The following is a 10155-nucleotide window of genomic DNA, read 5'->3' as shown; positions in this document are numbered from 1 at the left end:
GCCCTGGCAGTTCAGGTGCAGTTCGATCTCCGCCGGGCCGCCGCTGCGCCAGCCGCTGCGCGCGGCCCAGGGCGAATGGGCATCGTCGGCGCGGCGGCGTGTGGCTTCGCTCTGGATAAAGGCATCGGCCGCCAGCTGCCAGAAGGCCTCCGGCAGCTCGCTCGGCGGCGGCAGCAGCTGTGCCTCGTGACGCGGGATAAAGCCAGTGTCCAGCTCGGCGGCGGCGAAGGCCGGGTGGGCCAGCACACGACGCAGGAAGGCCAGGTTGGTCTTGACCCCGCCGACCAGGGTTTCGTCGAGCATGGCCAGCAGGCGCAGGCGCGCTTCCTCGCGGTTCTCGCCCCAGGCGATGACCTTGCCGAGCATGGGGTCGTAGAAGGGCGAGACCACATCGCCCTGGGCCACGCCGCTGTCGGTACGCCGGCCGGGGCCGGCGGCGGCTTCGCGGTACAACTGCAGGGTGCCGGTGGCCGGGAGGAAGTCGTGGTCCGGATCTTCCGCGTACAGGCGCACCTCGATGGCGTGGCCGTTAAGCGGTACCTGTTCCTGCGTGATCGGCAGCGCCTCGCCACGGGCGACGCGAATCTGCCAGGCCACCAGGTCCAGGCCGGTGATCAGCTCGGTGACCGGGTGTTCCACCTGCAGGCGGGTGTTCATCTCCATAAAGAAGAAGTCGCCGCGCTCGTCCAGCAAAAACTCCACGGTGCCGGCACCGACGTAGCCGATGGCCTGGGCTGCCTTGACCGCCGCCTCGCCCATGGCGCGGCGCAGTTCGGGTGACAGGCCGGGGGCGGGGGCTTCTTCCACCACCTTCTGGTGGCGGCGCTGGATCGAGCAGTCGCGCTCGTTCAGGTACAGGCAGTGGCCGTGCCGGTCGGCGAATACCTGGATCTCCACGTGGCGCGGCTTGAGTACGTATTTTTCCACCAGCATGCGCGAGTCGCCGAACGACGACTGCGCCTCACGCTGGGCGCTGGCCAGGGCCTCGGCCAGCTCGCTTTCGCGCTCGACCACCTTCATGCCCTTGCCGCCACCGCCGGCGGCGGCCTTGAGCAGCACCGGGTAGCCGATGCGCTCGGCGGCCTGGCGGAAGGTGTCGATATCCTGCGCTTCGCCGTGATAACCGGGCACCAGCGGCACGCCGGCGGCCTCCATCAGCGCCTTGGCCGCCGACTTGCTGCCCATGGCGTCGATGGCCGAGGCGGGCGGGCCGAGGAAGATCAGCCCGGCCTCTTCGATGGCGCGGGCGAAACCGGCGTTCTCCGAGAGAAAGCCGTAGCCGGGGTGGATGGCCTGGGCGCCGCTGGCCCTGGCCGCGTCGATCAGCTTGTCGATCAAGAGGTAGCTTTCCGCCGGCTTGGCGCCGCCCAGATTCACCGCCAGGTCGGCCTCGCGCACATGCCGCGCGGTGGCGTCGATGGCGCTGTGCACCGCCACGGTACGGATGCCCATGGCCTTGGCCGTGCGCATCACGCGGCAGGCGATCTCGCCGCGGTTGGCCACCAGCAGGGTGTCGATAGGCTTGAGGTTCATGCTTGTTGCTCCTGCCAGGCGGGCGTGCGTTTGTCGAGGAAGGCGCGCAGGCCTTCCTGGCCTTCGGCGCTGACGCGCAGACGGGCGATGGCGTTCTCGGTATAGCGGCGCAGGGCCGGCGTCAGTTCGCCGCTGCCGACTTCGCGCAGCAGGTCCTTGCTGGCGCGCATGGCCTGTGGGCTATTGAGCAGCAGGTTGGCGATCCACGCCTCGGCCTGGGCATCGAGTTCGGCGGCCGGGCAGGTTTCGGCCAGCAGGCCCAGCTCGCGGGCGCGGTGGCCGTCGAAGCGCTCGGCGGTCAGTGCGTAGCGCTTGGCCGCGCGTTCGCCCAGGGCCTGAACCACGAAGGGACTGATCACCGCCGGGGCCAGGCCGATACGCACCTCGGACAGGGAGAACAGGCTGTCCTCGGCGCCGATGGCCATGTCGCAGCAACTGACCAGGCCCACCGCACCGCCGAAGGCCGCGCCCTGCACCACGGCCAGGGTGGGGATCTTCAGGGCGGCCAGGTTGTACATCAGCTCGGCCAGCTCGCGGGCGTCGCTGAGGTTGGCGTTGTAGTCGAGCTCGGCGGCCTGCTGCATCCAGGCCAGGTCGGCACCGGCGGAAAAGTGCTTGCCGCGGCCGCGCAGCAGCAAGAAGCGCAGGCTCTTGTCCGCGCCGACGGCGTCGAGGGCGAGGATCAGCTCGCGGATCATCTCGGCATTGAAGGCGTTGTTCTTCTCCGGGCGGTTGAGCCACAGGGTGGCGAAACCGCGCGGGTCTTTTGCAAGCTCGATGGTGGTGAAGTCGGTCATGGTCATTCCGTAGGGTGCGCCGTGCGCACCGATACATTGAATAAGGGGGCGCAGAGCCTAGGCGGCCCCGCGCGTCCTACATGCGAAATACGCCGAAGCGGGTCGGCTCGATCGGTGCATTGAGGCTGGCCGACAGGGCCAGGGCCAGAACCTCGCGGGTCTGCGCCGGGTCGATCACGCCGTCGTCCCACAGCCGGGCGCTGGAGTAGTAGGCGTGCGCCTGCTTCTCGTACTGCTCGACGATGGGCTGCTTGAGGCGCTGCTCGTCCTCGTCCGAATAGTGCTGACCGGCGCGCTCGGCCTGCTCGCGCTTGACCTGCACCAGCACGCCGGCTGCCTGCTGCGCGCCCATCACGCCGATCTTGGCGTTGGGCCACATCCACAGAAAACGCGGGTCGTAGGCGCGGCCGCACATGCCGTAGTTGCCGGCGCCGAAGCTGCCGCCGATGATCACGGTGAACTTCGGCACCTGAGCGCAGGCCACGGCGGTGACCAGCTTGGCGCCATGCTTGGCGATGCCGCCCTCTTCATATTTTTTCCCGACCATAAAACCGGTGATGTTCTGCAGGAACAGCAGCGGAATGCCGCGCTGGCAGGCCAGCTCGACGAAGTGCGCGCCTTTTTGCGCCGACTCGGCGAAGAGGATGCCGTTATTCGCCAGGATCGCCACCGGGTAGCCGTCGATGCGGGCGAAGCCGCAGACCAGGGTGGTGCCGAACAGCGCCTTGAATTCATCGAACTGCGAATCGTCGACGATACGCGCGATCACCTCGCGCACGTCGAACGGCTGCTTGGCGTCCGCCGGGATCACCCCGTACAACTCCTCGGCCGGGTAGCGCGGGGCGATAGGGGGGCGGGTGTCGAGCTGGCCGAGCTTGCGCCAGTTGAGATTGGCGATGCTGCGCCGGGCCAGGGCCAGGGCGTGCTCGTCGTCGTCGGCATAGTGGTCGGCCACGCCGCTGGTCTTGCAGTGCACATCGGCGCCGCCCAGCTCCTCGGCACTCACCACCTCGCCTGTGGCGGCCTTCACCAGTGGCGGGCCGGCGAGAAAGATGGTGGCCTGGTTGCGCACCATGATGGTCTCGTCGCTCATCGCCGGCACGTAGGCGCCGCCGGCGGTGCACGAGCCCATCACCACGGCGATCTGCGGAATCCCCATTGCGCTCATATTGGCCTGGTTGAAGAAGATCCGGCCGAAGTGCTCGCGGTCGGGGAACACCTCGTCCTGGCGCGGCAGGTTGGCGCCGCCGGAGTCCACCAGGTAGATGCACGGCAGGCGGTTCTCGCGGGCGATGGCCTGGGCGCGCAGGTGCTTCTTCACCGTCAGCGGGTAGTAGCTGCCGCCTTTTACCGTGGCGTCGTTGGCCACGATCATGCATTCGACGCCTTCGACCCGGCCGATGCCGGCGATCACCCCGGCGGCGGGCACCTCTTCGCCGTACACCTCATGGGCGGCGAGCTGGCCGATTTCGAGGAACGGCGAGCCGGGATCGAGCAGGCGATTGATGCGTTCGCGCGGCAGCAGCTTGCCGCGTGCGGTGTGGCGCGCCTGGGCCTTCTCGCCGCCGCCTTCGTGCAGGCGGGCGAGCAGGGCGCGCAGGTCCTCGACCTGCTCGAGCATGGCCGCGCTGTTGGCGGCGAACTCGGGGGAGCGGGTGTTGATCTGGGTATGCAGAATTGCCATTTACTCGGCTCCGGTAGCGTAAACCGTAGGGTGGATGGGGGCGCCTAGCTGACGCTTTCTTCATCCACCAGCTTTGGTGGAAAACGCTTCGCGGTTTTCCACCCTACGTCTGGCAAACGCCTTATTTGGTCTCGTTGAACAGCTCGCGGCCGATCAGCATGCGGCGGATCTCGCTGGTGCCGGCGCCGATCTCGTAGAGCTTGGCGTCGCGCAGCAGGCGGCCGGCCGGGTACTCGTTGGTGTAGCCGTTGCCGCCGAGCAGCTGGATGGTGTCCAGGGCCATTTTGGTGGCCATCTCGGCGGTGTAGAGGATCACCGCCGCGGCGTCCTTGCGCGATTCCTCGCCGCGGTCGCAGGCCTTGGCCACGTTGTACAGGTAGGACTTGGAGGCGTTCATGCCGGCGTACATGTCGGCCAGCTTGCCCTGCACCAGCTGGAATTCGCCGATCGACTGCTTGAACTGCTGGCGCTCGTGCACGTAGGGCAGCACCACGTCCATGCAGGCGCTCATGATCCCGGTGGGGCCGCCGGAGAGCACGGTGCGCTCGTAGTCCAGGCCACTCATCAGCACGCGCACACCGCCGCCTTCGCTGCCTAAGATGTTCTCTTCCGGCACCTCGCAGTCTTCGAACACCAGCTCGCAGGTGTTGGAGCCGCGCATGCCCAGCTTGTCCAGCTTCTGGTGGCGGGAGAAGCCCTTGAAGTCGCGCTCGACGATAAAGGCGGTCATGCCGCGCGAGCCGGCGTTGATGTCGGTCTTGGCGTAGATCACGTAGGTGCTGGCGTCCGGGCCGTTGGTGATCCACATCTTGTTGCCGTTGAGCACGTAGCGGTCGCCGCGCTTCTCGGCGCGCAGCTTCATCGACACCACGTCGGAGCCGGCGTTGGGCTCGCTCATGGCCAGGGCGCCGACATGCTCGCCGGAGCACAGCTTGGGCAGGTACTTGAGCTTCTGCTCGTGGGTGCCGTTCTTGCGGATCTGGTTGACGCACAGGTTCGAATGCGCGCCGTAGGACAGGCCGACCGAGGCCGAGGCGCGGCTGATCTCTTCCATGGCCACCACATGGGCCAGGTAGCCCATGTTGGTGCCGCCGTATTCCTCTTCGACAGTCATGCCCAGCAGGCCCATGTCGCCGAACTTGCGCCACATGTCCATGGGGAACTCGTTGTCGCGGTCGATCTGCGCGGCGCGCGGGGCCAGCTCGGCCTGGGCGAAGAGGTGGACCGCATCGCGCAGCATGTCGATGGTTTCACCGAGGGCGAAGTTGAGGCTGGGGTAGGTCATGGGGGCACCTTGATTGTCGTTATCGGCGGGGCGATGGGTACAGGTTGGCAGGTTTCGTTGCTTTACGTTAACGTAAAGGTGACTTCGCCGCCTGTCAACTCCCGCGAGCAGGCGATCCAGCGCACCGAGGCTGTGCCCCGACCCGTCGCCGCCGGCTCGCTGGCAATAGGATCAGGCTTGCGGGACCACGACCACCATAAGGAACCTCCCATGAACGCCGCGATCAGCCGCTTTCCCATCCCCGACTCGCTCGACGAACTGCCGCAGGACCTGCGCGAGCGCATCCTCGCCGTGCAGGAAAAGGCCGGCTTCGTGCCCAACGTGTTCCTGATGCTGGCGCACCGGCCGGAGGAGTTCCGCGCCTTCTTCGCCTATCACGACGCGCTGATGACGCGTGAATCCGCCAGCCTGACCCCGGCGGAGCGGGAGATGATCGTGGTCGCGATCAGCGCCCGCCACGGCTGCCTGTACTGTGTGGTGGCGCATGGCGCGCTGCTGCGCATCTACGCCAAGGACCCGCTGCTGGCGGACCAGTTGGCGATCAACCCGCGCAGCGCGCCGCTGACCGAGCGCCAGCGCTCGATGCTCGACTTCGCCCTGCACGTCGGCCTCGAACGCGGCGGCCTGGATGATGACTGGCAGGCGCGTCTGCTGGCGGACGGCTTCGACCTCGACGACATCTGGGATATCGGCGCCATCGCCGCCTTCTTCGGCCTGTCCAACCGCCTGGTGACCCTGGCCGGTACGCCGCCGAACGAGGAGTTCTACCTGATGGGCCGGGTGCCGCGCTGAGATCGCGGCGCCGGCCGGTCGCCTCGGTTGCGATATTTCCGCATAACCAACCAGTTTTTTTGTCCGGTATTAATTCATCCGCGCCTGCCTATACTCGGTTCCAGCTTGGCGGCCGGGTGTAGCCGCCGGCCAGCGCGGGGCAGGGTGGTGTGATCACCTTCCCGTTTTCGCGTCCGTATGCGACCGAAAAGTCGGATCTAGACTTTCGTATGATGTTGTCGTTTACGTAAAGGTAATAACTTCTGCAGCGCCATAACCGAATAACAACAAGCAAGGTTAGAGGGCTCCACATGTCACCAGAGTTCGTGTTGGAAACACGCGGCCTGACCAAGGAATTCCGCGGCTTCACCGCGGTGGACGCGGTCGATCTGCGGGTCAGGCAAGGGCACATCCACGCGCTGATCGGGCCCAACGGCGCCGGCAAGACCACGGTGTTCAACCTGCTCACCAAGTTCCTTCCCCCCAGCCGCGGCGAGATCCTTTACCAGGGCCGGCCGATCACCGGGCTCAAGCCCAACGAGATCGCCCGGCTCGGCCTGGTGCGCTCCTTCCAGATCTCCGCGGTGTTCGGCCATATGAGCGTGCTGGAGAACGTGCGCGTGGCGCTGCAGCGCAAGCTGGGCAATTCCTTCCACTTCTGGAAATCCGAACGCAGCCTGCGGGCGCTCGACGAGCGGGCCCGGCAGATGCTCGACGAGGTCGGCCTGCTGGAGTTCGCCGACACCCTGACGGTGGAGCTGCCCTACGGGCGCAAGCGCGCCCTGGAGCTGGCCACCACCCTGGCGCTGGACCCCAGCGTGCTGCTGCTCGACGAGCCGACCCAGGGCATGGGCGGCGAGGACGTGGAGATGGTCATCGGCCTGGTACGCCGCGCCGCGGTGGGGCGCACCGTGCTGATGGTCGAACACAACCTCAGCGTGGTCAGCCAGTTGTGCGACCGCATCACCGTGCTGGCGCGCGGGGCGATCCTCGCCGAGGGCGACTACGCCAGCGTATCGGCCGACCCGCTGGTGCGCGAGGCCTACCTGGGCAGCGAAGCGGCAGTCGCGGAGGTGCAGCCATGACCAGCCTGCACGTGCCCGAATACGAACAGCTGCGGGTCAGCGACCTGCACGCCTTCTACGGCGAGTCGCACATCCTGCACGGCATCGACCTGCTGGTGCGCCGCGGCGAGCTGGTGACCCTGCTCGGTCGCAACGGCTCGGGGCGCAGCACCACGCTGCGCGCGATCATGAACCTGGTGGGCCGGCGCACCGGCTCGATCGTGGTCAACGGCAACGAGACCCTCGGCATCGCCGCGCACCTGATCCCGCGCCTGGGTGTGGGCTACTGCCCGGAGGAGCGCGGCATCTTCGCCAGCCTCAACGTCGAGGAAAACCTGCTGCTGCCGCCCATGGTGCGCAGCGGCGGGATGAGCCTGGACGAGATCTACGAGATGTTCCCCAACCTCTACGAGCGGCGCTTCAGCCAGGGCACCCGGCTGTCCGGCGGCGAACAGCAGATGCTGGCCATGGCGCGCATCCTGCGCACCGGCGCCAACCTGCTGCTGCTCGACGAGATCACCGAGGGCCTGGCCCCGGTGATAGTGCAGAAGCTCGCCGAGGTGCTGGTCAAGCTCAAACGCAAGGGCCTGACCATCGTCCTGGTGGAGCAGAACTTCCGCTTCGCCGCGCCGCTGGCCGACCGCCACTACCTGATGGATCACGGCCAGATAGTCGAGGAGATCGCCGCCGCCGAGCTGGAGGCCAAGCAGGACCTGCTCAATCGCTGCCTAGGCGTTTAATCCGTTCTTCCCCGCAGTTGGCTGCACGGCGCACTTGCGTGCGCCGGCTCGGGGTCGCTTCGCCCGTACAACAACAATAATCGGAAGGTAACCAGATGAATCCGTTCCAGAAGACTGCAAGCGCCATCCTCGCCTCCAGCCTGTTCGCCGGCGCCGCCCAGGCACAGATCAGCGACGACGAAATCCGCATCGGCTACCTGGCCGACATGTCCGGCACCTACCGCGACCTCTCCGGCCCGGGCGGCCTGGAGGCGCTGAAGATGGCCGTCGAGGACTTCGGCGGCCAGGTCGACGGCAAGAAGATCGTGGTGTTCAGCGCCGACGACCTGAACAAGCCGGATGTCGGCGCCAACACCGTGCGCCAGTGGGTCGATGAGCGCAACGTCGACATGGTCACCGGCATGGTCGCCTCCTCGGTGGTGCTGGCGGCGAGCAAGGTGGTGGAGCAGTCCGGCAAGCTGGCGCTGATCTCCGGCGCGGCGGCCTCCAGCCTGACCAACGAGTTCTGCTCGCCCAACCATATCCACTGGACCTACGATTCCTACGCGCTGGCCAACGGCACGGCCAGGGCGCTGCTGGCCGACGGCGGCAAGAGCTGGTTCGTGCTGACCGCCGACTACGCCTTCGGCCACGCCATGGAGAACGACATCGCCAAGGTGGTGGAGGGCGACGGCGGCAAGGTGCTGGGCAAGGTGCGCCACCCCTTCCCCAGCAGCGACTTCTCCTCCTACATCCTTCAGGCCCAGGGTTCCGGCGCGGACGTGATCGCCCTGGCCAACGCCGGCGCCGACACGGTCAACTCGCTGATGACCGCCAGCCAGTTCGGCGTCGCCCAGTCCGGGCAGAAGCTGGCCGGCATGGTGGTGTTCCTCAACGACATCCACGCCATGGGCCTGGACGTGACCCAGGGGCTGATGCTGACCACCGGCTGGTACTGGGACATGAACGAAGACGCCCGCGCCTGGGCCCAGCGCTACCACGCGCGCTTCGGCAAGATGCCGGGCATGGTGCCGGCGGGCATCTACTCGGCCACCATGCACTACCTCAACGCGATCAAGGCCAGCGGCAGCGACGATGCGCAGACCGTGCGCGCGCAGATGATGGCCACCCCGGTCAACGACATGTTCGCCAAGAACGGCCAGATCCGCGCCGACGGCCGCATGGTCCACGACATGTACCTGGCCCAGGTCAAGACCCCGGCCGAGTCCAAGGGCGAGTGGGACCTGTACAAGATCGTCCGCACCATCCCCGGCGCCGAGGCCTACCGGCCGCTGGCCGAGAGCCAGTGCAGGCTGGTGGCGAAGAACTGAGCGGCGCCATCACCCGGTCGCCGGCGGCCGGGTGTCACGGACTTCCAGCGGGTAAACAATCATGACAATGGTACTCGGCATCCCCCTGAGCGTTCTGCTCGGCCAGCTGCTCCTGGGCCTGATCAATGGCGCCTTCTACGCCTTGCTCAGCCTGGGCCTGGCGATCATCTTCGGCCTGCTCCGCATCATCAACTTCGCCCACGGCGCGCAGTACATGCTCGGCGCCTTCGCCGCGGTGCTCGGCCTGGGCTACCTGGGCGTCAACTACTGGGTCGCCCTGGTGCTGGCGCCACTGCTGGTCGGCGTCCTCGGCATGGCGATCGAGCGCGGCCTGCTGCGGCGCATCGCCGGTGAGGATCATCTTTACGGCTTGCTGCTGACCTTCGGCCTGGCGCTGATCGTCGAGGGTAGCTTCGTCAAGCTGTTCGGCGTCTCCGGGCTGTCCTACCCGATGCCGGAGCAGCTCAAGGGTGGCTACAACCTCGGCTTCATGTTCCTGCCCACCTATCGCGCCTGGGTGGTGGTGGCGGCGGTGCTGGTGTGCCTGGGTACCTGGTACATGATCGAGCGCACCCGTCTCGGCTCCTACCTGCGCGCCGGCACCGAGAACCCCAAGCTGATGCAGGCCTTCGGCATCAACGTGCCGCTGCTGATCACCCTGACCTACGGTTACGGTGCGGCCCTGGCGGCCTTCGCCGGTGTGCTGGCGGCGCCGATCTATTCGGTCACCCCGACCATGGGCGCCAACCTGCTGATCGTGGTGTTCGCCGTGGTAGTGATCGGCGGCATGGGCTCGATCATGGGCGCCATCGTCACCGGCCTGGCGATGGGCCTGATCGAGGGGCTGACCAAGGTGTTCTACCCCGAGGCGGCCAACACCATCGTGTTCCTGGTGATGGTGCTGGTGCTGCTGACCCGTCCCGCGGGACTCTTCGGTAAGGAGGCATGAGCATGACCAGTCTGCAGATCAA

Annotated in this window: 9 protein-coding genes; 5 read left to right on the top strand and 4 right to left on the bottom strand. The window is 67.0% G+C overall.

Going from position 1 to position 10155, the window contains the following annotated elements; genetic code table 11:
• The 4 genes from N878_RS03995 to N878_RS03980 form a co-directional block, all read right to left on the bottom strand.
• Positions 1 to 1533, bottom strand: a 1533-nt coding sequence (locus N878_RS03995; protein ID WP_021442399.1) for an acetyl/propionyl/methylcrotonyl-CoA carboxylase subunit alpha, incomplete at its 3' end; no start/stop codon positions are given.
• Entirely contained in the window at positions 1530 to 2330 is an 801-nt protein-coding gene (locus N878_RS03990) for a gamma-carboxygeranoyl-CoA hydratase (protein ID WP_021442398.1), read from the bottom strand. The genes N878_RS03990 and N878_RS03995, both read right to left, overlap by 4 nt.
• A 76-nt stretch (positions 2331 to 2406) precedes the next feature.
• Complete coding sequence (locus N878_RS03985; RefSeq protein ID WP_021442397.1) at positions 2407 to 4014, bottom strand: carboxyl transferase domain-containing protein; 1608 nt, start codon at positions 4012 to 4014, stop codon at positions 2407 to 2409.
• A 121-nt stretch (positions 4015 to 4135) separates the two neighbouring features.
• Positions 4136 to 5299 carry an isovaleryl-CoA dehydrogenase gene (locus N878_RS03980; RefSeq protein WP_021442396.1) on the bottom strand — a complete coding sequence of 388 codons (1164 nt, stop codon included), beginning with the start codon at positions 5297 to 5299 and terminating at the stop codon, positions 4136 to 4138.
• A 210-nt stretch (positions 5300 to 5509) separates the two neighbouring features.
• Here N878_RS03980 and N878_RS03975 point away from each other — a divergent pair, with 210 nt between their 5' ends.
• The 5 genes from N878_RS03975 (at position 5510) to N878_RS03955 (ending at position 10133) form a co-directional block, all read left to right on the top strand.
• Entirely contained in the window at positions 5510 to 6091 is a 582-nt protein-coding gene (locus N878_RS03975) for a peroxidase-related enzyme (RefSeq protein ID WP_021442395.1), read from the top strand.
• A 290-nt stretch (positions 6092 to 6381) separates the two neighbouring features.
• Positions 6382 to 7155, top strand: a complete 774-nt coding sequence (locus N878_RS03970) for an ABC transporter ATP-binding protein (RefSeq protein ID WP_021442394.1) — start codon at positions 6382 to 6384, stop codon at positions 7153 to 7155.
• Positions 7152 to 7874, top strand: a complete 723-nt coding sequence (locus N878_RS03965; protein WP_021442393.1) for an ABC transporter ATP-binding protein — start codon at positions 7152 to 7154, stop codon at positions 7872 to 7874. Before N878_RS03970 ends, N878_RS03965 begins: the two co-directional genes overlap by 4 nt.
• Positions 7875 to 7969: 95 nt before the next feature.
• Complete coding sequence (locus N878_RS03960) at positions 7970 to 9184, top strand: ABC transporter substrate-binding protein (protein ID WP_021442392.1); 1215 nt, start codon at positions 7970 to 7972, stop codon at positions 9182 to 9184.
• 61 nt (positions 9185 to 9245) lie between these two features.
• Entirely contained in the window at positions 9246 to 10133 is an 888-nt protein-coding gene (locus N878_RS03955) for a branched-chain amino acid ABC transporter permease (RefSeq protein WP_031302716.1), read from the top strand.
• Positions 10134 to 10155 lie beyond the last annotated feature (22 nt).

Origin of the sequence: Pseudomonas sp. EGD-AK9, from assembly GCF_000465935.2 — a bacterium.
In the GTDB taxonomy this organism is placed as follows: Bacteria; Pseudomonadota; Gammaproteobacteria; order Pseudomonadales; family Pseudomonadaceae; genus Aquipseudomonas.
This window is presented reverse-complemented; position numbering and strand designations above follow the sequence as displayed.

What these genes read in the sequence shown, in the direction of transcription:
- N878_RS03990 (WP_021442398.1), bottom strand. Translation starts at nt 2,330, where the DNA reads ATGACCGACTTCACCACCATCGAGCTTGCAAAAGACCCGCGCGGTTTC.
- N878_RS03985 (WP_021442397.1), bottom strand. Translation starts at nt 4,014, where the DNA reads ATGGCAATTCTGCATACCCAGATCAACACCCGCTCCCCCGAGTTCGCC.
- N878_RS03980 (WP_021442396.1), bottom strand. Translation starts at nt 5,299, where the DNA reads ATGACCTACCCCAGCCTCAACTTCGCCCTCGGTGAAACCATCGACATG.
- N878_RS03975 (WP_021442395.1), top strand. Translation starts at nt 5,510, where the DNA reads ATGAACGCCGCGATCAGCCGCTTTCCCATCCCCGACTCGCTCGACGAA.
- N878_RS03970 (WP_021442394.1), top strand. Translation starts at nt 6,382, where the DNA reads ATGTCACCAGAGTTCGTGTTGGAAACACGCGGCCTGACCAAGGAATTC.
- N878_RS03965 (WP_021442393.1), top strand. Translation starts at nt 7,152, where the DNA reads ATGACCAGCCTGCACGTGCCCGAATACGAACAGCTGCGGGTCAGCGAC.
- N878_RS03960 (WP_021442392.1), top strand. Translation starts at nt 7,970, where the DNA reads ATGAATCCGTTCCAGAAGACTGCAAGCGCCATCCTCGCCTCCAGCCTG.
- N878_RS03955 (WP_031302716.1), top strand. Translation starts at nt 9,246, where the DNA reads ATGACAATGGTACTCGGCATCCCCCTGAGCGTTCTGCTCGGCCAGCTG.